Annotated in this window: 22 protein-coding genes and 2 pseudogenes; 5 read left to right on the forward strand and 19 right to left on the reverse strand. The window is 66.8% G+C overall.

Translation table 11 applies throughout. The features are described from left to right. The first annotated feature begins 20 nt into the window (after window positions 1–20). Together AC07YH_RS09915 and nagA are read left to right on the forward strand one after the other, a co-directional pair. Window positions 21–1,097, forward strand: coding sequence for an SIS domain-containing protein (locus tag AC07YH_RS09915; protein ID WP_494746837.1), 1,077 nt, complete (start codon window positions 21–23; stop codon window positions 1,095–1,097). Continuing rightward, window positions 1,097–2,233 carry an N-acetylglucosamine-6-phosphate deacetylase gene (gene nagA / locus AC07YH_RS09920; protein WP_494746838.1) on the forward strand — a complete coding sequence of 379 codons (1,137 nt, stop codon included), beginning with the start codon at window positions 1,097–1,099 and terminating at the stop codon, window positions 2,231–2,233. The genes AC07YH_RS09915 and nagA overlap by 1 nt, the downstream gene beginning before the upstream one ends. An 87-nt stretch (window positions 2,234–2,320) precedes the next feature. Here nagA and AC07YH_RS09925 read toward each other — a convergent pair whose 3' ends face one another. The 13 genes and pseudogenes from AC07YH_RS09925 to AC07YH_RS09985 form a co-directional block, all read right to left on the reverse strand. Further along, window positions 2,321–5,338: a TonB-dependent receptor gene (locus AC07YH_RS09925; protein WP_494746839.1), complete on the reverse strand. Its 3,018-nt coding sequence runs from the start codon at window positions 5,336–5,338 to the stop codon at window positions 2,321–2,323. A gap of 279 nt (window positions 5,339–5,617) precedes the next feature. Beyond that, complete coding sequence (locus tag AC07YH_RS09930) at window positions 5,618–6,088, reverse strand: chemotaxis protein CheE (RefSeq protein ID WP_494746840.1); 471 nt, start codon at window positions 6,086–6,088, stop codon at window positions 5,618–5,620. Continuing rightward, window positions 6,085–6,687: a response regulator gene (locus AC07YH_RS09935; RefSeq protein WP_494746841.1), complete on the reverse strand. Its 603-nt coding sequence runs from the start codon at window positions 6,685–6,687 to the stop codon at window positions 6,085–6,087. Before AC07YH_RS09935 ends, AC07YH_RS09930 begins: the two co-directional genes overlap by 4 nt. Before the next feature lie 7 nt (window positions 6,688–6,694). Then, complete coding sequence (locus tag AC07YH_RS09940) at window positions 6,695–7,075, reverse strand: DUF8776 family protein (RefSeq protein WP_494746842.1); 381 nt, start codon at window positions 7,073–7,075, stop codon at window positions 6,695–6,697. 5 nt (window positions 7,076–7,080) lie between these two features. Beyond that, a complete protein-coding gene (locus AC07YH_RS09945) occupies window positions 7,081–7,644 on the reverse strand; it encodes a chemotaxis protein CheD (protein ID WP_494746919.1) in 564 nt (187 codons plus the stop codon). After that, the gene (locus AC07YH_RS09950; RefSeq protein WP_291872073.1) at window positions 7,644–8,033 is read right to left on the reverse strand and encodes a response regulator; all 390 of its coding nucleotides are present in this window, start codon (window positions 8,031–8,033) and stop codon (window positions 7,644–7,646) included. The genes AC07YH_RS09945 and AC07YH_RS09950 overlap by 1 nt, the downstream gene beginning before the upstream one ends. Before the next feature lie 3 nt (window positions 8,034–8,036). Continuing rightward, complete coding sequence (locus AC07YH_RS09955) at window positions 8,037–9,071, reverse strand: protein-glutamate methylesterase/protein-glutamine glutaminase (RefSeq protein ID WP_494746843.1); 1,035 nt, start codon at window positions 9,069–9,071, stop codon at window positions 8,037–8,039. Further along, complete coding sequence (locus AC07YH_RS09960) at window positions 9,071–9,952, reverse strand: CheR family methyltransferase (protein ID WP_494746844.1); 882 nt, start codon at window positions 9,950–9,952, stop codon at window positions 9,071–9,073. The genes AC07YH_RS09955 and AC07YH_RS09960 overlap by 1 nt, the downstream gene beginning before the upstream one ends. Then, entirely contained in the window at window positions 9,952–10,419 is a 468-nt protein-coding gene (locus AC07YH_RS09965; protein ID WP_494746845.1) for a chemotaxis protein CheW, read from the reverse strand. The genes AC07YH_RS09960 and AC07YH_RS09965 overlap by 1 nt, the downstream gene beginning before the upstream one ends. Before the next feature lie 4 nt (window positions 10,420–10,423). Next, window positions 10,424–12,709, reverse strand: a complete 2,286-nt coding sequence (locus AC07YH_RS09970; protein ID WP_494746846.1) for a chemotaxis protein CheA — start codon at window positions 12,707–12,709, stop codon at window positions 10,424–10,426. A 68-nt stretch (window positions 12,710–12,777) separates the two neighbouring features. After that, the gene (locus AC07YH_RS09975) at window positions 12,778–13,143 is read right to left on the reverse strand and encodes a response regulator (RefSeq protein WP_099581620.1); all 366 of its coding nucleotides are present in this window, start codon (window positions 13,141–13,143) and stop codon (window positions 12,778–12,780) included. Further along, the gene (locus tag AC07YH_RS09980; protein ID WP_494746847.1) at window positions 13,140–13,427 is read right to left on the reverse strand and encodes an STAS domain-containing protein; all 288 of its coding nucleotides are present in this window, start codon (window positions 13,425–13,427) and stop codon (window positions 13,140–13,142) included. Before AC07YH_RS09980 ends, AC07YH_RS09975 begins: the two co-directional genes overlap by 4 nt. Beyond that, window positions 13,428–15,448 (reverse strand): annotated as a pseudogene (locus AC07YH_RS09985) (methyl-accepting chemotaxis protein). A 298-nt stretch (window positions 15,449–15,746) separates the two neighbouring features. Here AC07YH_RS09985 and AC07YH_RS09990 point away from each other — a divergent pair. Further along, window positions 15,747–16,058 (forward strand): hypothetical protein, encoded by a 312-nt coding sequence (locus tag AC07YH_RS09990; RefSeq protein ID WP_099444777.1) that lies wholly within the window; start codon window positions 15,747–15,749, stop codon window positions 16,056–16,058. Window positions 16,059–16,160: 102 nt separating this feature from the next. Here the strand turns inward: AC07YH_RS09990 and AC07YH_RS09995 are convergent, their stop codons facing one another. The 5 genes from AC07YH_RS09995 to AC07YH_RS10015 form a co-directional block, all read right to left on the reverse strand. Further along, a complete protein-coding gene (locus AC07YH_RS09995; protein WP_494746848.1) occupies window positions 16,161–17,759 on the reverse strand; it encodes a methyl-accepting chemotaxis protein in 1,599 nt (532 codons plus the stop codon). Between the two features lie 240 nt (window positions 17,760–17,999). Then, window positions 18,000–19,148, reverse strand: coding sequence for an acyl-CoA dehydrogenase family protein (locus AC07YH_RS10000; RefSeq protein ID WP_494746849.1), 1,149 nt, complete (start codon window positions 19,146–19,148; stop codon window positions 18,000–18,002). A gap of 72 nt (window positions 19,149–19,220) precedes the next feature. Beyond that, window positions 19,221–20,690: an amino acid permease gene (locus tag AC07YH_RS10005; protein WP_494746850.1), complete on the reverse strand. Its 1,470-nt coding sequence runs from the start codon at window positions 20,688–20,690 to the stop codon at window positions 19,221–19,223. A gap of 33 nt (window positions 20,691–20,723) precedes the next feature. Next, window positions 20,724–21,725 carry a putative sulfate exporter family transporter gene (locus AC07YH_RS10010; protein WP_494746851.1) on the reverse strand — a complete coding sequence of 334 codons (1,002 nt, stop codon included), beginning with the start codon at window positions 21,723–21,725 and terminating at the stop codon, window positions 20,724–20,726. Further along, a complete protein-coding gene (locus AC07YH_RS10015) occupies window positions 21,722–21,982 on the reverse strand; it encodes a DUF6356 family protein (protein ID WP_494746852.1) in 261 nt (86 codons plus the stop codon). Before AC07YH_RS10015 ends, AC07YH_RS10010 begins: the two co-directional genes overlap by 4 nt. A 125-nt stretch (window positions 21,983–22,107) precedes the next feature. Here AC07YH_RS10015 and AC07YH_RS10020 point away from each other — a divergent pair, with 125 nt between their 5' ends. Together AC07YH_RS10020 and AC07YH_RS10025 are read left to right on the forward strand one after the other, a co-directional pair. Next, window positions 22,108–22,575: an Lrp/AsnC family transcriptional regulator gene (locus AC07YH_RS10020; protein ID WP_494618909.1), complete on the forward strand. Its 468-nt coding sequence runs from the start codon at window positions 22,108–22,110 to the stop codon at window positions 22,573–22,575. Window positions 22,576–23,248: 673 nt separating this feature from the next. Then, a pseudogene (locus AC07YH_RS10025) lies at window positions 23,249–23,332 on the forward strand (hypothetical protein); the annotation flags it as partial. 286 nt (window positions 23,333–23,618) lie between these two features. Here the strand turns inward: AC07YH_RS10025 and AC07YH_RS10030 are convergent. Next, window positions 23,619–24,476, reverse strand: coding sequence for a DNA adenine methylase (locus tag AC07YH_RS10030; RefSeq protein WP_494746853.1), 858 nt, complete (start codon window positions 24,474–24,476; stop codon window positions 23,619–23,621). Between the last annotated feature and the right edge of the window lie 35 nt (window positions 24,477–24,511).

Genomic DNA, 24,511 nt, shown 5'->3' on the forward strand with positions numbered 1-24,511 from the left:
AAGTCCTGAGGAGCACTGTTTTGGAGGCGACCGTCTTGACCCGTCCCGAGTCCCCCGCGCAATCGCGGCTGTCGCCTGAATCCACGAAGATGTTCCTGGAAGCCGGCCAGGCCGGTTCGGTGGCCGCGACCCAGCTGGCCGCCAACGCCCGCAAGATCCAGGCCCTGGCCGAGCGCCTGCGCGCCAACCCGCCGCGCGTCGTCGTCACCATCGCCCGCGGCAGCAGCGACCACGCCGCCACCTTCGCCCGCTACCTGATCGAGACCAAGGCCGGGGTGCTGACCTCGTCGGCTGGTCTGTCGGTCAGCTCGGTCTATGACGCCTCGCCCAACCTGGAAGGCGCCGTCGTCCTGGCCATCTCGCAGTCAGGCAAGAGCCCCGACCTGCTGGCCGCCGTGAAGGCCGCCAAGGCGGCCGGCGGCTACGCCGTGGCCCTGGTCAATGTCGTCGACTCGCCGCTGGCCGAACTGGCCGACGAGGTCATCCCGCTGCACGCCGGCCCCGAGCTGTCGGTGGCCGCCACCAAGTCCTACATCGCCGCCCTGGTCGCCATCACCCAGCTGATCGCCGCCTGGACGGAAGACGCCGAACTGACCACCGCCCTGTCGAGCCTGCCGGCCGCCCTGGCCGAGGCCTGGACCCTGGACTGGACCCCGGCCGTCGAACGCCTGAAGCTGGCCCGCAACCTCTATGTCCTGGGTCGCGGCGTCGGCTTCGCGGTCGCCCTGGAAGCCGCCCTGAAGTTCAAGGAGACCTGCGGCCTGCACGCCGAGGCCTTCAGCGCCGCCGAGGTGCTGCACGGCCCGATGGCCCTGGTGAAGGAGGGCTTCCCGGCCCTGGTTTTCGCCCAGAACGACGAGAGCCGCGCCAGCGTCGACGACATGGCCAAGGGCCTGCGCGAGCGCGGCGCGGACGTGCTTCTGGCGGGTTCCGGTGAGACCGGTAACGGCGCCCTGCCGACCCTGACCAGCCATCCGGTGCTGGAGCCGATCCTGATGATCCAGAGCTTCTACCGAATGGCCAATGCGCTTTCGGTCGCGCGCGGCTACGATCCCGACAGCCCGCCCCACCTCAACAAGGTCACTGAAACCGTCTGATGCAGGCTGTCCTCGTAAATGGCCGCGTCCTGACGGAAGCCGGCGTCATCGACGGCAAGGCCGTCCTGGTCGAGAACGGGCGCGTCGCCGGCGTCATCGACGCGGGCGCGATCCCGGCCGGCGCGCAAGCCCGCGACCTGGCTGGCGGCCTGCTGGTCCCCGGCTATATCGACACCCAGGTCAATGGCGGCGGCGGGGTGCTGTTCAACGACAGCCCCACGGTCGAGACCATCGCCGCGATCGGCGCGGCCCACCGCCCCTATGGCACCACCGGCTTCCTGCCGACCCTTATCAGCGACGACCTGTCCGTCGTCGACCAAGCGATGCGCGCCACGGAAGCGGCTATCGAACAGGGCGTGCCCGGCGTGCTGGGCGTCCATATCGAGGGCCCGTTCCTCAACCCGAAGCGCAAGGGCATCCACGACGCCGACAAGTTCCGCGTCATCGATGACGAGGCGCTTGAGCTGCTGACCTCGCTGAAGGTCGGCAGGACGCTGGTCACCCTGGCCCCCGAGCGCACCACGCCGGACATGATCCAGCGCCTGGCCGACGCCGGCGTCCACGTCGCCGCCGGCCACACCAACGCGCTCTACAAGACCATGCGCCAGGCGCTGGACCACGGCCTGACCGGCTTCACGCACCTCTTCAACGCCATGTCGCCACTGACCAGCCGCGAGCCCGGCGTGGTGGGCGCGGCCCTGGAGAGCCAGACCGCCTGGGCCGGCCTGATCGTCGACGGACGCCACGTGGACCCGACGACGCTGAAGATCGCCCTGCGCACGCGGCCGCTGGACCGCTTCATGCTGGTCACCGACGCCATGCCGACCGTGGGCATGGCCGACAAGCGCTTCGTGCTGCAAGGCCGCCAGATCGTCGTGCGCGACGGCGTCTGCATCGATGACCACGGCACCCTGGCCGGCTCGGACCTCGACATGGCCGGCGCGGTGCGCAACGCGGTGTCGATGCTGGACCTGCCCTTGGCCGACGCGGTGATGATGGCCTCGGCCGCCCCGGCGGCGTTCCTGGGCCTGGGCGCCCAGCGCGGCCGGATCGTCCCGGGCTACGCGGCGGACTTCTGCCTGCTGGATGATCAACTGAACGTCACGGCCACGTGGATCGACGGGGTTTCGAACTAGCCCCTTCAGGCCTCTCTCGCAGCCAAAGAAAAGGGCGCTGACCTCGCGGTCAGCCCCCTTCCTTTTAGGCCTGGTCGCCGTGGAAGCTTAGAACTTCCACTTCACGCCCAGATAGTACTGACGGCCGTAGTGCACGTACTCTTCCGAGATCATGCGGGTCGAGTCGTCGATCTTGCTGTCTTCCTGGTCGGTCAGGTTGATGCCTTCCAGGGTGATGGTGAAGTTCTTGAAGTTGTAGCTGATCTGGGTGTCCAGGTTGAAGGTCTTTTCCTTGATCCGGACGTCGTTGTTGTTGGTCGCCGAGGGGGCCACCTGGATCAGGTACGGGTCGCGGTACGAGCCCGAGATACGCGCCTTGAACGGACCCTTTTCGTAATACAGCGTCGCGTTGAAGGCGTCCGGCGACAGGTTCAGCAGGGGCTGGGTCAGCAGCACGGCCGGGGCCGTCTGAACGCGCGGCGTGCCGGCGTAGGTCGGGTTGCGGATCACGTACTGGATGTCGCTGGTGACGTGCGTGTAGTTCACGATGCCGCCGAAGCCGTCGAAGGGCTCGGGCAGGAACGAGAACGGACGCTGCAGCGAGACCTCGAAGCCCTTCAGCTTGCCGCCGGGGGTGTTGATCTGCGTCGTCACGGTGAACAGCGTGTCCGGCGTGTTGCCGTTGGTCAGCAGCGAGGTCGGCAGCTCGGTTTCCGAGTACGGCATCGCGACGGCCGACGTCTGGATGTAGGACTTGATGTCCTTCTGGAAGAAGCCGACCGAGAACAGGGTTTCCTTGTCCGGATACCACTCGAAGCTGAGGTCCAGGTTGTTGGACAGCATCGGGTTCAGCTCGGGATTGCCGCGCGTCAGCGTCTGGGCCGACTGGCTGACCGAGGTGTAGCCCGGCGTCAGGTTCGGCAGCTGCGGACGCGTCATCGCCTTGGCGGCGGCGAAGCGGATGTAGAAGTTCTCGAACGGCTGGGCCGACATGTTCAGCGACGGCAGCGTGTTGGTGTACTCACGCGACACGGTCTGGACGGCGTCGGTCGGGACCGATTCCGAGATGTTGCCGAACGGCGTGGCGACGGTCGTCGTCACGGCGCCCGAGTTGTAGTGGCCGGTCGCCGTCTGATCGGTCTTGATCCAGCGCACGCCGAAGTTGCCGCGCACCGGGATGTTGAAGATGTCGTAGTCGAAGTCGCCTTGCAGGTAGAAGGCGGTGTCCTTCTCGGTGATGTTCCGCAGGGCGCCCAGCTGGTTCAGGACGCTGAGGCGGAAGTCGCCGTTGGCGTTGATGCAGTTGCAGTTGTAGCCGAGCTTGGCTTCCAGCTTGTCCAGGTCCGGGGCCAGCCACGCGGTCGGAACGCCCGAGGGCATGCCCAGGCCGCGGCCGAAGCCCGAGATCACGCGTGAGACGTCGGCGATGCTGACACCGGCCGGCAGGCCGAAAGCAGCTTCCGAGGTGAAGGTCGTGCCCGTCGTGGCGAGGTTGCGCGAATAGAGGCGCTGCTCCCACGAGCTGAAGCCGTATTCCTTGTAGTCGCCGCCGTAGCGCAGCTTGAAGCCGTTCAGGATCTCGTAGTCGACGTCGGCGCGGAACGTCTTGAAGGTGTTGACCGCCTTGCTGGGACGCATACGCAGCAGCGACGGATCGCCCAGGGCGTTGCTGGGGCTATAGACGTAGTTGGCCGGGTTGGTCGGATCGAAGCCGTAGTTGAAGTTCGGCAGCTTGTCGTTGGCCGAGTAGTCGTAGCTGTAGTTGTCGGTGTCGTAGCGGTCGAACGAGAACGTGGTCTGGACCGGGTTGTCCTGGATCGAGCGCGATTGGCCGTAGGTCATCGAGAAGTGACCGGCTTCACCGAACTTGGTGTCGTAGGTCAGGGCCAGCTGGTTGAACTCGGTCTTCAGCTCGTCGTGGCGGTATTCGACGCGGGCGTCGACGTCGTCGAACGTGCCCTTGATCAGGCTGCCCTTGCTGTCGGCCGTGAAGTTCACGACGTCCGTCTGCGGCAGGCCGGCGCCCGAACGGCTGAACGAGATGACTTCCAGATAGGTCTCGTCGCGGTTGTTGGTGAACTTGGCCAGCATCGCGTCGAGCGTCAGGGTCGAGTTCGGGGTCGGACGCCATTGCAGCGAACCCGTCACGCCCAGGCGCTTTTGGTCATAGTCCAGGCGGCCGTAGCGCGGGATACGCGGGTGCCACAGGTTGTTGGCGGTGCCGGCGGCGGCCGTGGTGGTCGGCGTGGTGCCGCCGACGGTGGTGCCGATCTGGGCGCAGGTCAGGGCCGGGCCGCTGACGGGGTTGTACGCCGGGCTGGTGCACGGGAAGGCGGTCGACGAGTTGGCGGCGACCGACGGGTTTTCCCAACGACCGGTCGAGGAGCCTTCTTCGCGCTGGGCGCGGGTGGCGTAGGCGACCGACAGCAGGGCGCCGACTTCACCGATGCCGGTGTCCCAACGGTCGCTGACCAGGAAGGTGTAGCGCGGGTCGCTCTTCCGCGAGAGATCGTTCCAGCCGACCTTGCCCGAGGCGCTCATCGCGAACTTGCCGAAGTCAAACGGACGCGCGGCCTGCAGATCGACGATCGCGCCCAGCGAGCCTTCCTCGTTCATGGCCGAGATCGACTTGCGCACGGTGACGCTGTTGAACAGCTCCGAGGCGAAGATCGAGAAGTCGAACTGGCGGCCGCGGTTGGCGCCGCCCGAGCTGTCCTTGCCGCCGGTGGTGGCCAGGGCTTCCAGGCCGTTCAGGCGCACGACGGTAAAGTCGGGGCCCAGGCCGCGGACGGTGATGGTGCGGCCTTCGCCGCCGTCGCGGTCGATCGACACGCCCGGCACGCGCTGCAGCGATTCAGCCAGGTTCAGGTCGGGGAAATCCGCGATGTCCTGGGCCTTGATGACGTCGACCAGGTCGTTTTCGCGGCGCTTGATGTCGAGGGCGTTGGCCAGCGAGGCGCGGAAGCCGGTGACGACGACGGCTTCGACTTCATCCGTCGGAGCCGGCGCGGCGGCGGGCGCTTCTTGAGCCGATGCGGCGCCGGCGAAAACCATCGCCAGGGCCAGAGCGCTACCGGACACGCCGTATTGCAGAGCGCGCACGCGCCCCTTGGTATTCTTGGACATAGAACCTCCTCCCGTTGACCATTGAAGACGACGTCACCGTCGCCTTTGGCCTTCGTTTCGGCTTCGCGTCCTTCCCACGAAGCCGCCCCCGGCCTTTAGATCTTCATTTTTGCTACCGGTGTCAGAAGCAAACGTTGGTTTTTGACACCGGTATCAGAGCACTAACAAAGCCAATGACGGCCGACAAGGCCACAAAGCGGACACAACTCACGAGACCCCCGCCGCCGTTGCCAATCCGACACAGAACGGCGGATTTGTCACAGCAGGGGCTACTGAAGATCAGCCCTCTTCGGGCTTGTGGTGGCTGACCTGGTACAGGCCTTCCAGCATCGCGGCGCGTTGCTCGGCCGGCAGCTCGCCCCCCATCGCGCGCAGCAGGCGCAGGGCGTTGAGGTGGACATCGACCGCGTCCCAGCGCCAGACCTTGGCTTCCGCCAGGCTGTCGGCCAGGGTGCAGAGCGAGACAGCGGCCTTGTCGACCCCGGTCTCGGAGACGAAGTGGCCGACGTCGATGATCCGTGAGCTGAGCAGATACAGCGCCTCGAACGACTCGCTCTCGCGGCCTTCGGCGGCCTTGCCGAATCGGCGCTCGATCTCGGCGATGGTCTGGTCCAGCGCGGCCAGCGAGGCTTCGCGCAAGGTCTCGACCCCCGCCTCGGCGGCGACGATGGCGTCCTTGGCCAGGATGCCGCCGCGCTCCTTGATCATGCCGGCTAGCCGGTTGGGCGGACGGAATTTGCGGACGGTCATACCTGCACCTTCGCTGGGCGCATCATGTTGGCGATTTCGTCATCCGACATATTGGGCGCCTGCGCCTCGCCCACCTCCGCCGGAAGATCGTCTTTGCGCCGTCCATCCGATCCGGGCGGCGGTCCCTCGTGTTTGAAACGCCGATCAGGCCCGATATAGCTATCACATTCGATGAATTGACGCTCCTCGCGCGCCACCCAGACGATGCGCTCCAGCAGCACCTTGGGCGTGATCGGCTTGGCCACGACATAGTTCGAGCCCGCGTCGCGCAGCTTGAAGATCTGCGAGGTGCGGGTGTGGCCCGTGACCAGGATGACCGGGACGTAGCGGTTGTTCTCGCCGCCCTCGCGCCGCAGCCATTCGATGAACTCGATACCGTCGGTGACGGGCATCTGCACGTCGCTGATGATCAGGTCGAAGGTCATGGTGCGGACCAGCGACTGGGCGTCCATGACGCTCTCGGCCCGGAACAGCTGCTTGACCCCGAAGCCGGAGACCACCTGCGACAAAATGTCCAGCGAGGGCCCGTTGTCATCCAGGACCAGCACCGTGGCCTTTTCGAGATTGATCCGCGTCGAGGGTAGGAGCGGGTCGGCCATCGCGCGCCTAGAAGAAGTCGAGCTCGCCCGGGTCGGCGCGCTCCCCCAGGCGTTCCTGGGCGCGCAGGCGCACGACCATGTCGGAAAGGCCAAGACCGCTCAGCAGCGGCTCGATCGAGACGTTCCATTCGCCCGAGGCGTGCTGGCCGATACGCTCCAGCACCTCGGACAGGCCGTGCAGGCGCTGGCTCAGTTCGTCCAGCGACTGCAGGCGCGTGAGGTTCTCCAGCGAGGCCCCGCCCTTGGCGAGGTCGCCGGCCAGGTGCTCGCAGTCCCGGCACATGGCCGCGGCCGAAGCCAGTTCCGCCGCCAGGCGACGCGACAGCTCCCCGACCGGCAGGTGCTCGGTCGGTGCGATCGTCGGCGTCTGGAGCGGCTGGGCGGTCATCAGGTTCAGAACAGATCCACGTCGCCGCTGGACGCGGCGGGCATCGGCGCGGGCGCGGGACGACGGACGTCCTGCGGCGCGTTGTCGACGGCCACCAGGCGCTGGCGAACACGACCCGAGGCCGGCCAGAACTCGACGCGACGGGCCGAAACCCCACCCGTGCTGGACGAGACGATCGGGATGCCTTCGTCGCGCAGGAAACGCTCGGCGAACGCGGAGTTGCTGGCGCCGACGTCCGACAGGCCGTCGAACAGCTTGGCCCCGCCGAAGATCTTGGCTTCCATCCGCTCGCGGCGGGCGCCCTTCTTCAGCAGTTCGTTGATCAGCAGTTCCATGGCGTAGGCGCCGTAGCGCACGGCGTCGCCGCCGGTGCGCCCGTCGCCGGAATCCGGCAGCAGGAAGTGGTTCATGCCGCCCACGCCCGCCTGGGGATCGCGAATGCATGCGGCGATGCACGAGCCCAGCACGGTGGTCATCACCACCTGCGGGTCGGCCGTCACATGGCTTTCGCCCTGCGTCACGTGAACCTTGATCGCCCGTTCAGGGTCGTCGTTGTGGGAGAATTGCATCATGTCAGCGGCCCGAAGACTTGCTCGATCTTCTCCCTCAAGCCCTGCACGGTGAAGGGCTTGACGCAGTAGTTGTTGACGCCGAACTGCACGGCGCGCTGGACCAGTTCGCGGTCGGCGCGGCCCGTCAGCATGACGAAGGCGGTCTGACGGATCGGCGGGTGCGAGCGCACGGCGCGCAACAGGGCCAGACCGTCCATCTTCGGCATGTTGAAGTCCGAGATGACGAGGTTAGCGGGCTTGGCCAGGAGGTTCTTCAGAGCCTCCTCGCCGTCCGGCGCCTCACGGATGTCCTTGAAGCCGATCTGCTGCAACGCATTGCGGATCAGAGCCCGCATGGTGAGCTGGTCGTCGACCACGAGTACGGAGATGGAGCTAGCTTGCGGCATGGTTCATCGCCTCGCGGAGGCCAGATCGAGAATGGATTGGCCCATGTGGGACAGGGAAACCTGCTTCTCCACGGCGCCAAGTTCGAAAGCGGAGCGCGGCATGCCGTAGACGACGCACGAGGCTTCGTCCTGGCCCAGCGTCCTGGCGCCGGCCTTGCGCATGGCCAGAAGGCCCTGAGCGCCGTCGCGGCCCATGCCGGTCAGGATGGCCCCGACCGCCTTGTCGCCGACGGCGTTGGCCACCGAGTTGAACAGCACGTCCACCGACGGGCGGTGGCCGCTGACCGGGTCGCCCTGGACCAGGCGGCAACGCAGGCCGGCCGAACGAACGACCTCCAGGTGCGTGGCGCCGCCGGGGGCGACATAGACCTTGCCGGGCTCCAGCAGGGCGCCGTCGGTGGCTTCCTGCACCTTGGCCCCGCTGGCGCGATCCAGGCGCGCGGCGAAGCTGGCGGTGAAGGTCGCCGGCATGTGTTGGGTGATGACCGTCGGCGGGCAGGTCTCGGGGAACAGGGTCAGGATCGACAGCAGGGCTTCCACCCCGCCGGTCGACGAACCGATCGCCACGATGTCGCCCGAGGGCATGAAGTCCTTGCGGCGCGTCGGCGCGGACGCCGGCGCGGCGCCGGCGTTGGTGCGGACCGAGGCGCGCGCCGCGATCTTCACCTTGGCGACGATCTCGGCCAGGGCTTCCTGGGTGCCGGTGGCGTCGGCGGGCTTGCCCACGCAGTCCACGGCGCCCAGTTCCAGGGCCCGCAGCGTCATCTCGGCGCCGGCCTGGGTCAGGGTCGAGACCATGACCACCGGCATCGGCCGCAGGCGCATGATCTTCTCGAGGAACTCGATGCCGTTCATGTTCGGCATCTCGATGTCGAGCGTGACGACGTCGGGGTTCAGGGCCTTGATCATGCCGCGCGCCTCGAACGGGTCGCCGGCGCCGCCGACCACCTCGATCTCCGGGTCACGGGAAAGGGCCGCCGTGATCAGGCTCCGCATGGTGGCGGAGTCGTCGACGACTAGAACGCGAATCTTCGGCATCAGCGACCCACCTTCCGGTAGGCGGTCAGGCCGCTGCTCTCGAACGCGGTGATGTTGCTGCCAACACGTTCCGAGTGGCCGACGTACAGGCGGCCGCCAGGCGCGACGAGCGGCGCGAAGCGGCTCCAGACGCGTTCCTGGGTGGGTTCATCAAAATAGATCACGACATTCCGACAGAAGATGGCGTCAAACGGCCCCTTCATAGGCCACGACGGACCGTTGAGATTTAGTTCCCGGAACGCGACGAGGCTGCGGGCGGCCTCGCAAACGCGCCAGGCGCGGCGATCCGAGGCGTCGCGCTCGAAATATTGGCCGCGCGCCGCCGCCGGAATGCCTTCCAGCAGCGATTCGTCGTAGACGGCCTCGCGACCCGTGGCGAGCACGTTGGTGTCGATGTCCGTGCCCAGGATCCGGATGTCCAGATCGGCCGCGTTCGGCCAGACCGACAGCACCGTGAAGGCCATCGAATAGGGCTCCTGGCCCGACGAGCTGGCCGCCGACCACAGGCGCAGGCGGCCACCGGCGCGGACCTTGTCGGCCACCGGCTCCAGCACGTTCTGACGCAGATCGTCGAAGTGGTGCGGCTCGCGGAAGAAGCGCGTGACGTTGGTGGTCAGCGCCCGGAGCATCTCCTGGCTCTCGTCATGGCCTTTGTCGCTGGCGACGAAGCTGCAGTACTCGGTGAACGAGCGCATGCCCAGATTGCGCAGGCGCTTGGCCAGGCGCGAATAGACCAGCGTCGCCTTGCTGTCGGGCAGGCTGATGCCGGCCAGGTCGTACAGCAGCGCGGCGATGCGCTTGAAATCGGCGGACGTGAACGCGAACTCGCCATCGACGAGGGCCTCGCGGCGGTCCGAAACGGATGAGGAACCAGTGGTCATCAGGCGGCCAGGGCCTCCCGTTCAGGCAGGATGCGGTCCAAGGAGATCTCGCTGATCATGCGGCCCTCGATCGAGATGATGCCGCGCACGAAGTTGCGGACGGTGTCGCAGGCCATGTCCGGGGTCGGTTGGATCATGTCGTCATTGATCGACAGGATGTCCGACACCGCGTCGACCAGCAGGCCGACCGTGCGGTCGCCCGCCTTGACGACGATGAAGACGCTGCGGACGGTCGGCTCGATCACCGGCATGCCCAGGCGGCAGGCCAGGTCCATGATCGGCAGCACCGCGCCGCGCAGGTTGATGACGCCGCGCATGAAGCCGGGCGATTGCGGGAGCACCGTGGCCGGGCTCCAGCCCCGGATCTCGCGGACCGCCATGATGTCCACGCAGTACTCCTGGTCCCCCACGCGGAAGGAGATCAGTTCCCGGCGGTCTATCCCTGTGGCGGTGGCATGGTCAGTCATGACTTTACTCCGCGGCGATGAGGGTGGGTTCGGTGGGGCGCGGCGTACCGCCTTCACGGCGGCGCATGGCGATGGTGGCGTCGACGTCGAGGATCAGCGCGACGCGGCCGTCGCCCAGGATGGTCGCGGCGGCGACGCCCTCGACCTGCTGGTAGTTCTGTTCCAGCGACTTGATGACGACCTGACGCTGACCGTGGATGGCGTCGGCCACCAGGGCGGCGCGCGAGCCGTCTTCACCTTCGACCAGCAGCACGACGCCGTCGGTCGGAGCGGGCGAGTGAGCGCGGTAGCCCAGGGCCTGGCCGACGTCGATCAGCGGCACGAAGCTGTCGCGGACCGCCAGCACGGAGCCGACCGGGCCCAGCGGGCGAACTTCTTCCGGCTTGGGACGCAGGCTCTCGACGATGGCGGCCAGCGGCACGACCAGGGTCTCGCCGGCGACGTCGACCACCATGCCGTCCAGGACGGCCAGGGTCAGCGGCAGGCTGAGCGTGAAGGTCGAGCCCAGACCGGGACGCGAGGTGATCGAGATGCGGCCGCCCAGGGCCTGGACCGAGCGCTTGACCACGTCCATGCCGACGCCGCGGCCCGACACGTCCGAGATCTTCTCGGCGGTCGAGAAGCCCGGCAGGAAGATCAGGTTGTCGATCTCCTCGTCGGTCAGCTGCAGGTCGGGGGCGATCAGGCCCTTCTTGACCGCGATGCCGAAGACCCGCTCGCGGTTGATGCCCTTGCCGTCGTCCGAGACCTCGATGACGATCCGGCCGCTGCGGTGCAGCGCGGCCAGGCGCACGACACCTTCGGGATTCTTGCCGGCCACCTTGCGCTCCTCGGGGCTTTCCAGCCCGTGGTCGATGGCGTTGCGCAGCATGTGGGTGATCGGGTCGGACAGACGCTCGATGACCGTCTTGTCGACCTCGGTGTTCTCGCCTTCCATCACCAGGCGAGCCTGCTTGCTCGTCATGTTGGCGACTTCGCGGACCAGGCGCGGCATGCGCTGGAACACCGACTTCACCGGCTGGGCGCGGATGGCCATGACGCTGTCCTGGATCTCGCGGGTGAGCTGTTCCAGCTCATCCAGACCCATGGCCAGGTTCGAGGACGGGGCGATGCCATATTCGCCGACGCGCTGCGCCAGCATGGCCTGATTGATGACCAGTTCGCCGACGAGGTCGATCAGGCGATCGATGCGCTCGGGATCGACGCGGATGACCGACTGGCCGGGACCCGGGACTTCGACCTGGGTGGCCTTCGGCGTGGCGGCGGCCGGAGCGGCGGCGGCGACGGCGGGCTTGGGTGCCTCGACGACCGGGGCCGGCGCGGCGGGCGCGACTTCGGCGACAGGTGCGGCGACGGGCGCCGGGGCGGCGATTTCGACGACCGGAGCCGGCGGAGGCTCTACAGCCTCGACGACGGGCGCTTCGGCGACGGCCAGCAGCGAGGCCATGGCGTCCTCGACCGCGGCTTCGCCCCGGGTGATTTCCAGGTCGCAGTCGCCGTCGACGAATTCGAAGACTTCGCGGATCGCGGCTTCGTCTTCCTCGGTCTCGAGGCGGACGCTCCAGGTCACGAAGGCGGCTTCGGGATCGAGGTCTTGCAGGGCCGGCAGGGCGCGGTCGTCCAGCGTCGCCTTGATCGGACCCAGGCGGTTCAGCTCACGAAGCAGCAGCGCCGTCTCGTTGGCCTTGCGGTAGAGGTCCGACTTCGGACGGATCGACACCGTCCAGACGTTGGAGGGGACCAGGTCGGCGTCGGCGGCCTGCGCCTCGACCGAGATGGTCTGCGGCACGAACACGAAGCCGAGATCGTCATCGTCCATGGCGTCGTCGGCGGCCACGACGGGCTCGGCGACGGGAGCCGGCGCGGCGTCCTCGACCACCACCGAAGCGGCGGCGGGGGCGGCGTTCGGGTCGGTCCAGGTTTCCAGCTCGGCGGCCATGGCGGCCGAGGCGGCCATGTCGACATCGCCCAGACCGCGCGCGGCGCTGACGTGGTCGGCCAGGATGTCGGAGGCGCGCAGCAGGACGGCGGCCAGCTCGACCGTGTTGGGCACCGAACCGGCGCGCACGGCGTCCAGCAGGGTCTCGAACACGTGGGCGAAGCGCACCAGCGGCTCGAGGCCGAAGGCGCCGGCGCCGCCCTTGATCGAATGTACGGCGCGGAAGACGGCGTTGACGGTTTCGCTGTCGCCGGCGCCTTCCTGCATGGCCAGGAGACCGCCCTCGAGGTCGGCGAGGAGCTCCTCGCATTCCTGGAAGAAGGTGACCTTGATGGCCTCTAGCTCGTCCATATCCCGTACGTCCTAATTCGCGTCTAGCAACGGGTAGTCAAAAACTCGGTACGCGGTACTGGCCGGGTTTAGGCAGCCACGCGACGGATCGCGTCGACCAGCTTTTCCGGGTTGAACGGCTTGACGATCCAGCCCGTCGCGCCGGCTTCGCGAGCCCGCTGCTTCTTGGCCGGGTCGCTTTCCGTGGTCAGCACCAGGATCGGGATGGCGCGATAGTCGTCGTCGACCCGCACCGCCTCGATGAAGCCGAAGCCGTCCAGCTTGGGCATGTTGATGTCGGTGATGATGATGTCCGGGCGATGGGCGGAGAGAACCTCCAGGCCATGCTCGCCGTCGACAGCCTCGACTACGTTGAAACCGGCGCCGACCAGAGCCATGCGCAGCATGTCCCGCATGGTCCGGGAATCATCGACCGTGAGAACCGTACGCGTCACGATTCAGCTCCTTGGAATTCCGCCGAGAGGAGCGCCCCTTCGGCGCCGAAAAGACGGGTGGTTTCGACAAAGGCCTCGGAAGGCCCCTTGATGGAAAAGACTTGGCCGTCCTGGTCCCACGCCTTGCGGGCGGCCAGCAGGACCTGCAGGCACAGACCGCCGAGGCGACGGACCTGATCGGCTTCCACGGTGATCGCCGCGCCGCGGCGTTCCAGGAAGGCGGCCTTGAGAGGGGCCGCGGCCTTCAGATCCAGGGTTTCAGGCAGCGCGATCGCGGCGGCCATTTAGAATTCCTCCCAACCATCGACGGCGGGGGCCTGGGCGACAGCCGCCGAACCACTGCTCCGGCCCGGGCGGGCGAAGGTGTTCAGGCGAGCCTGCTGCTCGGCCACCGGGTTGCGCGCCGGAGCGTGCTGAGCCGTGTCGGCCACAGCCGGACGGCTGTAGGTCGAGGAACCGTTGCCCACTTGGAAGCGGGCCATCAGGCGGACCAGTTCACCGGTTTCACCCTTCAGCGAGTGCGTCGCGGCGGTCGATTCCTCGACCATGGCGGCGTTCTGCTGGGTCACCTGATCCATCTGGTTCACGGCGGTGTTCACTTCGTTCAGACCGGTCGCCTGCTCGGCGGCCGAAGCCGCGATCTCGGTGACCAGCGCATCGATCTCGCCGACCTTCGCCACGATCCGTTGCAGCGCCTCGCCCGTCTGGCCGACCAGGCTGACGCCTTGGCTGACCTGCTGGGTCGAGCTGGAGATCAGAGCCTTGATCTCCTTGGCCGCTTCGGCCGAACGCTGGGCCAGGGCGCGAACTTCCTGGGCGACGACCGCGAAGCCGCGGCCCGCTTCACCCGCACGCGCGGCTTCGACGCCGGCGTTCAGGGCCAGGAGGTTGGTCTGGAAGGCGATTTCGTCGATCACGCCGATGATCTGGCTGATCTGCTTGGACGAGTTCTCGATCTCGCCCATGGCCGACACTGCCTGATGCACGACCTGGCCGCTATGCGTCGCTTCGCCACGCGTCGTCGAGACCACGTCCGAGGCTTGGCGGGCGCCCGAGGCCGTGCGGCGCACGGTGGCGGTCAGCTCGTCCAGGGCGGCGGCGGTTTCTTCCAGGCTGGCGGCCTGTTGCTCCGTACGGCGCGACAGGTCGTCCGAGGCGTGGGCGATCTCGTCGGCGCCGGTGCGCAGGCCGTCGGTCGAGGCGGCGATGACCTTCATCGTCTCCTGCAGCGAACCCATGGCGCCGTTGAAGTCGTCCTTCAGCTTGCGATACTCGCCGGGGAAGTCGGCGGTGACGCGGAAGGTCAGGTCGCCCGAGGCCAGTTTCTCCAGGCCCTGGGCCAGGTTGCTGACGACGGTCGAGGCTTCCTGGGCGGCGGCCGCGGCGGCGGCTTCCTTGGCGCGGCGTTCGTCGGCCGTGAGGGCGGCCGACTTTTCCTGCTCGGCCCGGAGCGTGTCCAGGTGCAGCTGGTTGTCGCGGAACACCTTCAAGGCCGTGACGATGGCGCCCAGCTCGTCGCCGCGCGTCATCTTCTCCAGGTCGATGGTGTTGTCGCCCTTCGACAGCTTGTCGGTGGCGCCGGCGATGTCGGAGATCGACTTGCGGGTCGTCATGACCGAGAACCAGGCCAGGGCGCCGACGGCGGCCAGGGTGATCAGCGACATGACGATCGTGGCGGTCATGGCGGCCTTGGCTTCAGCCTCGCGCTTGACCGTCTCGGCCTTGATGCGGGCGTTAGCGGCGCCGACCACCTGGTCGAGCTGCGTGCTCATCTTGGCGTATTGTTCTTCGAACGGCGCGACGAAGCCGACGGCCATGTTGAAGTCGACGCCGATCATGCCGCTGACCGTGTCGATGGCGCTGCGGCATTCGTCGAGCGACTTGATCAAGTCGGCGATCTTGCCTTGCTCGCTGGCCGGCAGGCGCGCCTTCAGGGCCGTGAGGTCCTTCTTGACCGAGTCCGTTTCCTTCAGGACCGCGGCCATGCGAGCGTCGTTCTTGGCGACGTCGATATTGCCGGCCTTGTGGGTCAGCACGGTGTAGAGTTCACCGTTGATGTTGGAGATGCGCTTGGACAGCGCCTGAATCTCCATGTTCTCGCGCATGTCGGTCTGAACAACATCGCGCAGCGCGGCCGACTGGCTCTGCTGAACGACGATGGCGCCGCCGGCCATCAAGGCCAGCATCAACAGCGCGAAAGCCGGCGCGAAGCCGATTTTAATGATCAACGGCAGATCGACGAGACGAATCCGTTTCATCGCAGGTCCCCTCCAACCAGCGTTCCGTGCCCACGGATCGCCAACATTGAAGCCGGATAATCCCGATAGATTCCTAACAACCTCTGACTTGGTTAAAAGGAATTCGACATAACCTGCGCTGGTAGCGCCCAGGTGGTCATTTGGTCGCAGGTCTGCGCGCGATGAATCTATAAAGAGCGGATTGCTCGATGACCGTCTCGTGACGGTCGCATCGATGGTTACTTGGAAGTAAACCACAATATTATTTTCCGACTCAGATTCTTTTAACTCGCACCTGCGAGAACCCTCCTGCGTCCGATTGGCGCGTCGTCCACAGGACGTGACACTTTTACTGGGAGCAGCGGGATGAAATATCCGATCGCTATTGCCGCGGGAATCGCTGGCAGCTTTTTCGTCGCTCAGGCCGCTTCGGCCGCTGGCGGCTTTGAAGACCAAATGGGCCGTTGCCTGCAGCAGTTCGCGAACACCCGCGACGCCGCTCAGGTGATGCTGGAATGCACCGCCGACGCCGGCAAGCTGTCGGACTGCAAGGTCGTCGACAACAGCGCCGCCGGTAAGGGCTTCGACAAGGCCGCCATGTGCATCGCCGAAAAGCTGCCGATGGGCGCCAAGACCGGCACCGTGAAGGTTCCGTTCCGCTTCCCGGGCGGCGCGTAAGCTTCTCCTCCACCTCGGGGGAACATAACGCCCTCGTCGACACGGTCGGCGGGGGCGTTCTGCTGTCTGCAGGTCAAGATTCATGCTGACCCGCCGCTTTACTTAGAACTCTTCCCACTCTTCCTTGATCGCCACCGCGGCGTTGCCGCGCGAGACCGCGCCCGGACGGCTGACCGGACGAGCGACGGGACGCTCCATGGGCGGCGCGCGCGTCGGCGTGGGCATCGCCGGCGCGACGGCCTTCTGGCGCGCCGAGATCGAGAACGCCGACACCTGCTTGACCAGCTCCAGCGTCTGACCCTTGAGGGAATAGGTCGCGGCCGTCGTCTGCTCCACCATGGCGGCGTTCTGTTGCGTGACCTGGTCCATCTGGTTGACGGCCGTGTTCACCTGGTTGAGGCCCGTGGCCTGCTCCTGGGCCGAGGTCGAAATCTGCTCGATCAGCCCGTCGATCTCGGCGACCTTGCTGACGATGCCGCGCAGCGCCTCGCCGGTCTGGCCGACCAGACCCACGCCGCGATCGACCTGGGCGGTCGAGTTGGCGATCAGGGTCTTGATCTCCTTGGCCGCGTCGGCCGAGCGCTGGGCGAGAGCTCGCACTTCCTGCGCGACCACCGCGAAGCCGCGACCAGCCTCCCCGGCCCGCGCCGCTTCAACGCCGGCGTTCAGAGCCAGCAGGTTGGTCTGGAAGGCGATCTCGTCGATCACACCGATGATGTTGCCGATCGAGCGCGAGCTGGTTTCGATCTCGCCCATGGCCGCCACGGCCTGGTCGACCACGACGCCCGACTTCTCGGCCTCGGCCTTGGCCCCGACCACCACGTCCTGGGCCTGCTTGGCGCCGGCGGCCGAGCGGCGGACCGTCGAAGTGATCTCGTCGAGGGCGGCGGCGGTCTCTTCCAGGCTGGCGGCCTGCTGTTCGGTGCGGCGCGACAGGTCGTCGGCGGCCACGCCGATCTCGTCAGCGCCCGAGCGGATGCCGTCGGTGGCCTCGCTCACCCGGCTCATCGCCTGCTCGAGAATGCCGACGGCGTTGTTGAAGTCGTCCTTCAGCTTCTGGAACTCGGACGGGACGTCGGCCGACAGGCGGCCGACCAGGTCGCCCTGGGCCAGGCGGTCCAGCGCCTCGCCCAGCGCCTGGACCACCGCGTTCTGGCTGGCCTCGGCGGCTTGGCGCGTCGCCTCCAGGCGCTGGCGTTCGGCCTCGATGGTCTCCAGATAGATCGAGATGGCGAAGTCCATGTCCAGCATGACCGCCTTCATCAGCGCGCTGACCGCGTCGCCGGCCTTGTCCGGATCGCCCTTGGCCATGAAGCCCTTGGGCCACTGCTCGTTGATCGTCGCCCGGATCAGGTGCTCGCTGACCACGGCATAGCCGCCGATGTACCAGCGCGGCTCCAGGCCGATGCGGGCGTGGGTCTGGCCGATGGTGCGCACGGCCTTGACGTAGGTGTCGTCGAACTCGGCGCGCGAGATCACGTCCCAATGGGTTTGCTGGCGGCTTGATGCGGCCTGCATGTGCTTTTCGTCGCCGAAGAACTTGCGGGTCTCGGGGTTGGCGCGGACCTTGGCGTAGAAGGCGTCCAGCGCCGGGCCGATGTTTTTGCGAATGACCGGCTGCAGCTCACGCAAGGCGCCTCGCGCCTTGTCGTCCAGGCCCATGAAGCCAATGCGCTCGCTGATCGCGTGATCCTGGCTCATGGCCACCCCCGTCTCAAAATGCGGGAACAGCCTCTTCTGGCATGCTTAATGCCGCCTTAAATATTCGCCCCGCGATGGCGACAGGATGCCGCACACAATTTCAGGGCGAGCGCTCATCCCTGGATGGCATCTCTCGTGAAAACCTTTGCACGCGCTGGAGAAAACCACCCGCCATGCGGCGTGGCGCCACGTCGCCAGGGCAAAGTCGGGCGCGACATTCTGCCGCGCCCGCCGCAGGACCTAGCCGCCGCGCTTCAGGGTCTCACGGGCGATGACCAGTTGCTGGATCTGGCTGGTGCCCTCGTAGATTCGGAAGATCCGCACGTCGCGGTACAGCCGCTCGATGCCGTAGTCGGCGACATAGCCGGCCCCGCCGAAGATCTGCACCGCCCGGTCGGCGACCCGGCCGACCATCTCCGAGGCGAACAGCTTGCTGGCCGCCGCCTCCAGCACGATGCCGGCGCCGGTATCGCGCTTGCGGGCGGTCTCCATGACCAACGCCCGAGCCGCCAGGGCCTCGGTCTTGCTGTCGGCGATCATCGCCTGGATCAGCTGGAAGCTGGCGATCGGCTGGCCGAACTGCTTGCGCTCGCTGGCGTAGGCCACGCAGTCCTTGATCAGCCGCTCGGCCACGCCCACGCAGACGGCGGCGATGTGCAGGCGGCCCCGGTCCAGCACCTGCATGGCGACCTTGAAGCCCTCGCCTTCCTCGCCCAGGCGATTCCAGGCCGGCACGCGGACATTGTCGAAAGTGACGTCGTGGATGTGAGCGCCCTGCTGGCCCATCTTCTTCTCGGGCTTGCTGACCGAGAGACCGGGGAGATCGCGCGGCACGAGGAAAGCCGAGACCCCCGAACCGCCCTTGGCGTCCGGATTGGTGCGGGCCATCACGGTGAAGAGCGAGGCCTTGCCGGCATTGGTGATGAACCGCTTGCCGCCGTTCAGGACGTAGTGGTCGCCGTCCAGCGTGGCGCGGGTCTGTACGGCGGCGCTGTCGGAGCCGGCCTCCGGCTCGGTCAGGGCGAACGAGGTGATGATGTCGCCGGACGCGATACCGGGCAGCCACTTGGCCTTCTGTTCGTCATTGCCGAACATGACGAGGCCCTGGCTGCCGATGCCGACATTGGTGCCGAACACCGAGCGGAACGCCGGCGAGGCGCGGCCCAGCTCGACCGCCACCAGCGCCTCTTCTTCCATGTTAAGGCCGAGGCCGCCGAATTCTTCGGGAATGGAGAGGCCGAAGAGCCCCAGACCCTTCATCTCTTCCACGACGTCGGCGGGCACCGCGTCGTCCTCGGCGACCTTGGCCTCGATCGGCCGCAGGCGCTCGGCCACGAAGCGGGCCACCGTCTCGATCAGCTGATCGCGGGTTTCCAGATCGAGGGCCATGCGCTTCCAACTCCCTGCGTCAAACGCTTGTTTTGACGCAGACTGTAGCGATGGCCCTCAAGAATGGAAGCCTTACCCTTGGGCCTTCTCAGCCTGCGCCAGCACGCTCTTGTGCATGCCGTAGGCGAAGTAGACGACCGCGCCGATGATGTGGGCGAACAGGAAGTAGAGCTGGGTCTTGGCCGGCAGGCTGTAGAAGAGATACAGGCACCCCAGGATGCCGGCCGGGGCCACGATCTGCCAGGCCGGGGTCGAGAACACCCGCGGACGGCTGGGCTCGCGACGACGCAGCACGATCACCGACAGGCCCACGGCGATGAACGCCGCCAGGGTGCCGGCATTGGCCAGCTCCGCGATGTCCTTCAGCGACAGGAAGCCCGACAGCACCGCCGACAGGGCGCCGGTCAGCAGGGTCATGACCACCGGCGTGCCGGTCTTGGCGTTGACCTTCGACAGGGCGCGCGGCAGCAGGCCATCGCGAGCCATGACGAAGAAGATCCGGCTCTGGCCGTACATGAAGGCCAGGATCACGGTCGGCAGGGCGACGACGGCGGCCAGGGCCACCAGCTGGGCCATCTTGCCGTGCTGCAGGCTCTCCAGGATGAAGACCAGCGGGGCCTCGCTCTTGGAGAACACTTCGGTGCGCGAGGCGCCGATCGAGGCGGCGGCGACGATCATGTAGATGGCCGTGCAGGCGGCCATCGAGCCGACGATGCCGATGGTCAGGTCGCGCTTGGGGTTCTTGGTTTCCTCGGCTGCGGTCGACACCGCGTCGAAGCCGTAGAAGGCGAAGAAGATCAGGCTGGCGGCGGCCATGACGCCGATCTTGGCTTGGTCCGCCCCGCCTCCGGCGGGCACGTGGGCCGAGAAGCCGTTGGGCATGAACGGCGTGAAGTGGCTGGCGTCGAACGCCGGCAGGCACAGGGCCACGAAGATAACGAGCGCGATGATCTTCACGAAGACGAGGATCATGTTGACCGTGGCGCTCTCGCGGGTGCCCAGCGCCAGCAGGCCCGCCACCGCCATCGAGATGATCACGGCCGGCAGGTTGACGATCCCGCCGGCATGCGGGCCGGCCAGCAAAGCGTCGGGGAAGCCCGCCATCTTGAACAGGCCGTGGGCGTGGGCCGACCAGCCGACGGCGACCGCCGCGCAGACCAGGGTGTATTCGAGGATCAGGCTCCAGCCGACGAACCAGGCGACCGGCTCGCCCATCGCCGCGTAGCTGTAGGTGTAGGCGCTGCCCGCCGCCGGCATCAGGGTCGACAGCTCGGCGTAGCACAGGGCGGCGCAGGCGCAGACCGCCCCGGCGATCAGGAACGACAGGATCACGCCCGGCCCGGCCAGGCCCGCCCCGACGCCGGTCAGGGTGTAGATGCCGGTGCCGACGATGGCCCCGACGCCCAGGGCCACCAGGTGGTACCAGCTCAGGGTCTTCTTCAGTTGATGGCTGTCCGCGTGGCCAGCGGTGATGGTGTCGATCGACTTGCGACGCGTCCAGAAGCTCACTTTAGGGTCCCTCCGACTCTTGGAGCGGACCATGGAGTGGGTTTCGTTCCCCGCCAAGCCTTGATCCTAGAAGAAAATCCTCGTCAGGGCGTAGGCCAGGACCGCGACGGCCACGGTGACCGTCACCAGCATGATGGCCAGCCTCGGCTTGACCTCGAGCAAGGCCTTGGGGCCGAGCTTGGCCGAGATGGCCCCGACGCCGGCCAGCAGCAGGAAGCTGGAGCAGGTCGCCATGGTCGTCACCAGCGCCGGCGGGATCAGTCCCAGCCCGCGCGCTGCGGCGAGAGCCGCAAAGCCTAAAACGAAAAGCGGCGGGGCCTTCAGGCCGCCAACGACGCCGCCCTCCTTGGAGCGGGTCAGCATCAGGCCGATCAGGATGACCGCCGGGCCCAGCCAGACGATGCGGGCCAGCTTGGCGAGCGCGGCGGTGCTGGCCGTCTCGGGCGAGACCGAGGCCCCCGCCCCGGCCACCTGGGCGACATCGTGGATGGAGAGGCCGAAGAACACGCCGGCCTGGTGGGCGGTCAGGCCCAGCGCTTTGGCCAGAGGCGGATAGGCCAGCATGGCCACGGTCGAGAGCAGGTTGACCCCGACGATCACGAGGGCCGTCGTGCGCTGGTTGGCTGGGCTGGCCGGCGCGGCCTGCGAGGCCGCCAGCGCCGCCGAAGCGCCGCAGATCGAGCAGGCGGCGGCGGCGATCAGGGCCTCGGCGAACGGCAGGCCCAGGGCGGTCCCGGCCAGCGCCCCGATGCCCAAGCCGCCCAGCACGACGGCGCCGCTGGCGACGATGGCCGGACCGCCCAAGGCGGCGAATTCGCTCCAGCTGATCTGGGCGCCCATCATGGCCACGCCCAGCCGCAGGCCGGGCTTGGCGAAGAGGTCGAGACCCGCGCCCAGCTGGGCCTGCAGGCCCAGCGCACCGAGCATCATGCCCAGGATCACCGCGACCAGCGGCGCGGGGGCGTGCAGGTTCGTCGCCAGCAGCTTGGCCAGGACGGCCAGCAGCAGACCGGCGGCGAGGCCGGGACCCAGCTTGCCCGCATTCACCCGAAGGGCGGCGGCGGTCATCCCCGGACGGTGTCCTGGGTCGGGAAGTGCGCGTCGGCCTGATGCGACTGGGCCAGGGCGCAGCGGTTCGACAGCCGCTCGTTCAGCCGGCGCACCGTCTGGCTGCCGGTCTTCTCGAAGGCGAACGGCAGGATGCCGTGGACGATGCAGGCCAGGCCCGCGCCCAGCAGGGTGAAGCCGAAGCTCCAGGCCACGCCCATGTGCTCGCCATAGCTTTCGCCGACCGACTTGGGATGACGCGTGAAGGAGAGGTCCATCGGTGCTGCCCAGCTTGATTGTCCGAGCCTCCTAGGATGGCGAGGATTCGAAGAAAGACATGGTTTGAAAGGTTACCATTCGCGGGCTAAGGAGAATTCCATTCTCTCAATCGTGGGATCGCGAGATGATTGATCTCGATCAGATCGACCGCCGCCTGCTGGCCATCCTGCAGGAGGACGCCACCGTCGCCATCGCCGAGCTGGCCGAGCGGGTCGGCCTGTCCCAGACCCCCTGCTGGAAGCGCGTCAAGCGCCTGCAGGACGCCGGCGTCATCATGGCCCGCGTCGCCCTGCTGGACCGCGAGGCCCTGGACCTCAACCTGACCGTCTTCGTGGCGGTGAAGACCGGCCGCCACGACGAGGACTGGCTGACCACCTTCGCCGCCGGCGCCAAGGCCCTGCCCGAGGTCGTCGAGTTCTACCGGATGAGCGGCGAGGTCGATTACCTGCTCAAGGTCGTGGTCCGCGACATCGCCGCCTATGACCGCTTCTACAAGCGCCTGATCGCCACCGCCCCGCTGACCGACGTCTCGTCCAGCTTCGCGATGGAGCAGATCAAGTTCACCACCGCCCTGCCGATCTGCCCGGCCTGACACCGCGCGCGCGGCGGCGCCGCTTCACGCGGCCGGGCCGCTGAAGGGAGGGATGGAAAGGGACGCGGAGCGCCGGACAGCGTCCGGAGGATGAGTAAGTAGAGACCGTTTCGACGAAGCCAGACGCTCCGCGCGGCCGTTGTCCGAAAGCCTCCGGGGCGCGGGGTGTTGACCCGCTCCGGAAGAGGCCTTCGACGGGCGGAGGGATTGGCCATCCCGTCCGGACCGCAGACGCGATTTCAGCGCCTGCCTGCTGCGTCATCGGCCCGACATCCCACGTCGTTTCTGTGTTCCAGGGCCGACCGCCGCCAGAGGGATGCAGTTGTGGGGTTTCCCCCGCACCGACGAGCGCTTCCCGCTCGACCACCCCCGACAGCCGTCACGATCGCCGGCCGGACGTCCCTTCCAAGCCATCGGGTGAGGAAGAGTATGGGCCGGCGCTGAACGCGGATCATCCAGGGTCGCGTAAAATCGACAAGCGGTTGATTTCGCGAGGTTCGATCTCGCCAATTCCGAGGACCCAGCCCGCTGTATCCCCGTAGTCACCCTCTCCCACAGGGAGAGGGAGGGACCCGCGCAAAGCGCGGGAGGGTGAGGGGTTACACCCTCTCCGGCAAACCTGCCGGCCCCGCCGCCCCCCCAACCGTCATCCCGCGCTTTATGCGCGGGACCCATCGTTCAGCTTCCAGGTGAGAGCCCAGGCCCGCACCGCCCCTGCGGCGGACAAATGGGTCCCGCGCATAAAGCGCGGGATGACGGGATTGTTTAGATCAGCGAGAAGCCTTCCGCCCCGGAAGAGCGCCCATCTTAAATCTCACGGCGAGACGATCGCAGGGCTGTCCAGGTCACTCAAGGACGACGCTCCGCGTCGCCGCCACGCGGCCGCCGGAGGCGGTCCTTGACTGACCTGGACAGCCCTGCACGCTGCAGCCTCCAAGAGATTTAAGGAGGGCACCCGACGCTGGGGCGTCGGGCGTGACTTCACTAGGGAAGTTCGAAAGGGGCGCAGAGGACGCCCAGACGCAACCGAGAAAGGCTCGGCGCTAAGCGGCGATGCCTCGCCAGGTTTCAACCTTTTCGGGGCGCCTGACGTTTGGCCCGAAGATCATCACCTCAGACCCTTCATATCGACTGCGAGCAGACCAACTGAGCGCAAAGTTCTCGCGCTCATAGCCCCTATATAGATCAGTGATAGGATCAACATTATCGTACGATATGATCCATTTTTGCTCAATCTGACTGACGAGTTCCGCGATCGCTGCGTGGTCGTCGTGCTTATAGTGGTTCTGATATAGCTTCTTACCTTTTGTGTAGTAAGGCGGATCTAGATAGACAAGGGTGCGTGCTGGAAGGCTTGGGAGCCTTTGCTGAATGAATGCCGCCGCATCCAGATTTGTAAGGCTAATACGCGAGCCGTACTCGGCGACCTGCAAGATCCGCTGGATCAAATCATCCTTGTTGTATCTCGCATCGATCTTCCACTCGCTCGTCTGAGCGTTACCCCCAATCACGCCTCCTGCAAGAATGCCGGAACGGTTAGTACGATTGAGAAAGAAGGTCGAAAACCCAAGCGCCAAAGTTGAGGCGCTGGAATCTCGCTGCACGGCCTTTTGAAGCAGGCGCTCTTCGAGGGTGATCGGACGCTCCTCGATCAGGGCGCACAGCTCGTCTGGCTGATCGAGAACAGATCGCCAAAAGGCGTATACTGAGCGGTTCAAGTCGTTGAGGTGAACATGGCTGACATACTCAAGGTAGAGGAGCGTTAGGCCGATAGCGGCCCCCCCTGCATAGGGCTCCGCGTAGTGCCCACCCGTCAGTTCGTTCAGCTTAAGCAAATCAATCACATACTGCGATAGACGAGCCTTGCCGCCGGGATATCTAAGAGGCGTATTGAACTGCATGGCCCTCTCCAACGGCGGCACACTAGGGGCAAAAG

This window comes from Caulobacter sp. GW456-12-1-14-TSB4 (genome assembly GCF_059424195.1).

Coding starts and splice junctions, on each gene's coding strand:
- nagA (WP_494746838.1), top strand. CDS start 1,097: ATGCAGGCTGTCCTCGTAAATGGCCGCGTCCTGACGGAAGCCGGCGTC.
- AC07YH_RS09925 (WP_494746839.1), bottom strand. CDS start 5,338: ATGTCCAAGAATACCAAGGGGCGCGTGCGCGCTCTGCAATACGGCGTG.
- AC07YH_RS09930 (WP_494746840.1), bottom strand. CDS start 6,088: ATGACCGTCCGCAAATTCCGTCCGCCCAACCGGCTAGCCGGCATGATC.
- AC07YH_RS09935 (WP_494746841.1), bottom strand. CDS start 6,687: ATGGCCGACCCGCTCCTACCCTCGACGCGGATCAATCTCGAAAAGGCC.
- AC07YH_RS09940 (WP_494746842.1), bottom strand. CDS start 7,075: ATGACCGCCCAGCCGCTCCAGACGCCGACGATCGCACCGACCGAGCAC.
- AC07YH_RS09945 (WP_494746919.1), bottom strand. CDS start 7,644: ATGCAATTCTCCCACAACGACGACCCTGAACGGGCGATCAAGGTTCAC.
- AC07YH_RS09950 (WP_291872073.1), bottom strand. CDS start 8,033: ATGCCGCAAGCTAGCTCCATCTCCGTACTCGTGGTCGACGACCAGCTC.
- AC07YH_RS09955 (WP_494746843.1), bottom strand. CDS start 9,071: ATGCCGAAGATTCGCGTTCTAGTCGTCGACGACTCCGCCACCATGCGG.
- AC07YH_RS09960 (WP_494746844.1), bottom strand. CDS start 9,952: ATGACCACTGGTTCCTCATCCGTTTCGGACCGCCGCGAGGCCCTCGTC.
- AC07YH_RS09965 (WP_494746845.1), bottom strand. CDS start 10,419: ATGACTGACCATGCCACCGCCACAGGGATAGACCGCCGGGAACTGATC.
- AC07YH_RS09970 (WP_494746846.1), bottom strand. CDS start 12,709: ATGGACGAGCTAGAGGCCATCAAGGTCACCTTCTTCCAGGAATGCGAG.
- AC07YH_RS09980 (WP_494746847.1), bottom strand. CDS start 13,427: ATGGCCGCCGCGATCGCGCTGCCTGAAACCCTGGATCTGAAGGCCGCG.
- AC07YH_RS09990 (WP_099444777.1), top strand. CDS start 15,747: ATGAAATATCCGATCGCTATTGCCGCGGGAATCGCTGGCAGCTTTTTC.
- AC07YH_RS09995 (WP_494746848.1), bottom strand. CDS start 17,759: ATGAGCCAGGATCACGCGATCAGCGAGCGCATTGGCTTCATGGGCCTG.
- AC07YH_RS10000 (WP_494746849.1), bottom strand. CDS start 19,148: ATGGCCCTCGATCTGGAAACCCGCGATCAGCTGATCGAGACGGTGGCC.
- AC07YH_RS10005 (WP_494746850.1), bottom strand. CDS start 20,690: ATGGTCCGCTCCAAGAGTCGGAGGGACCCTAAAGTGAGCTTCTGGACG.
- AC07YH_RS10010 (WP_494746851.1), bottom strand. CDS start 21,725: ATGACCGCCGCCGCCCTTCGGGTGAATGCGGGCAAGCTGGGTCCCGGC.
- AC07YH_RS10015 (WP_494746852.1), bottom strand. CDS start 21,982: ATGGACCTCTCCTTCACGCGTCATCCCAAGTCGGTCGGCGAAAGCTAT.
- AC07YH_RS10020 (WP_494618909.1), top strand. CDS start 22,108: ATGATTGATCTCGATCAGATCGACCGCCGCCTGCTGGCCATCCTGCAG.
- AC07YH_RS10030 (WP_494746853.1), bottom strand. CDS start 24,476: ATGCAGTTCAATACGCCTCTTAGATATCCCGGCGGCAAGGCTCGTCTA.